The 1,809-nt window shown below is 65.4% G+C and carries 1 protein-coding gene; it reads left to right on the top strand.

The window, feature by feature from the left end:
* The coding region (treF, locus tag HUK82_RS16340) for an alpha,alpha-trehalase TreF (protein ID WP_176614929.1) at nucleotides 1-1,809 on the top strand (1,809 nt) is incomplete at both ends.

Genomic DNA, 1,809 nt, shown 5'->3' on the forward strand with positions numbered 1-1,809 from the left:
CACCCGCCGCACCGTCGCCCGTCGCGTCCGCACCGACCGGCGACACGCCGCAGACGATCCCCGATGCGCTGGTCGGCGCGATCGGGGCGGCGCATGTCTTTCCGGACGCCAAGACCGCCGTTGATGCCATTCCGGACGCGCCGGCCGACGAGATTGGTCGGGAATTCGAGGAGGCCCGCAGCCGTCCCGGTTTCAATCTGCATGATTTCGTCATGCAGCACTTCGCGATCGCGCCGACCAAGTCGCTGTCCTATCGCCGCCGTCCGGACGAGAGCGTGATGGAATATATCGACGGGATGTGGGACGTGTTGACCCGCAAGGCCGATATCTCGCAGGCGCATTCGTCACTGCTGCCGCTGCCCCATGATTACGTCGTGCCCGGCGGCCGCTTTTCCGAGCTGTACTACTGGGACAGCTACTTCACGATGATCGGCCTGTTCGAGAGCCAGCGCATCGACCTGATGCGCGACATGGTGCGCGACATGGCCTCACTGATCGACCGGTACGGCCATATCCCCAACGGCGCCCGCGCCTACTACCTCAGCCGGTCGGAGCCGCCGGCCTTCGCCCTGATGGTCGATCTTCTGGCCCAGCATGACGGGCAGGTAGCATATGCGACCTATCTGCCGCAGTTGCGGCGCGAATATGATTACTGGATGCAGGGCGCGGACGCGCTGCAGCCCGGGCAGCAGAACGCCCATGTGGTGCGTCTGCCCGACGGGGCCCTGATGAACCGTTACTGGGATGCGCGCGACACCCCGCGCGACGAAAGCTACCCCCAGGATGTGGCCACCGCCGCCCTGACCGACCGGCCGCATAACGAATTGTGGCGCGACCTGCGTGCCGGATCGGAAAGCGGCTGGGATTTCTCTTCACGCTGGTTGGCCGACGGCCGGACATTGGCCACCATCCACACGACCGAACTGCTGCCGGTCGATCTCAACGCCCTGATGGCGCATCTGGAACAGGCGCTGGCCTATGGCTATGCCGTGCAGGGCGACGCGACGACGGGCCAGCAGTTCAGCGCGCGGGCCAATGCCCGGATAGCCGCGATGAACCAGTATCTGTGGAGCGCCGATCGCAAGGGGTATTTCGACTATGACTGGAAGGCCGGCAAGCAGACCGACATTGTCTCCGGCGCCATGGCCATGCCGCTGTTCCTGCGGTTGGCCAGCCCGGACCAGGCCCGGCTGGTGGCACAGACCGTGCAGGACAAGCTTCTGAAGCATGGCGGCCTGACTGCGACCGACCGTACCACCGGCCAGCAATGGGATGCCCCCAATGGCTGGGCACCGCTGGAATGGATCGCGATCAAGGGGCTGCTGCAATATCATCAGGACAAGCTGGCGGCCGATATCGCCTATCGCTGGATGAGCCGCGTGATCGGCACGTATGAGAAATCAGGCGTGTTGCTTGAAAAATATGACGTCGTGGCCACCGACATCAGCCCCCAGGGTGGCAAGGGTGGCGGCGAATACCCGATGCAGATCGGCTTCGGCTGGACCAACGGCACGTTGATCGGGTTGATGAACCGCTTTCCGCAGACGACGCGGCTGGTGCTCGACCACAACCCGCTGGCCGAGCAGCAGAGCACTGAATCCACAAGCCAGAATGGCGAGGACCTGCCGTCGTTCGTCGATTACTCGCAGGTACCGGTCCACAAGGCCGCGCCCTCATCCGTCGCACCGTCCCCCCGTCCCGCCAGACCGGCATCGGCGGGAGACGGTCGTCAGGCGGCTACGACGCCAGCGGCGGCCGAGGTCCCCGCACCCGCCAACGACACGGCGCCCCCGACCGTCGTGCCGAACC

The sequence above is a fragment of the Ameyamaea chiangmaiensis genome (assembly GCF_013376175.1).
In the GTDB taxonomy this organism is placed as follows: domain Bacteria; phylum Pseudomonadota; class Alphaproteobacteria; order Acetobacterales; family Acetobacteraceae; genus Ameyamaea; species Ameyamaea chiangmaiensis.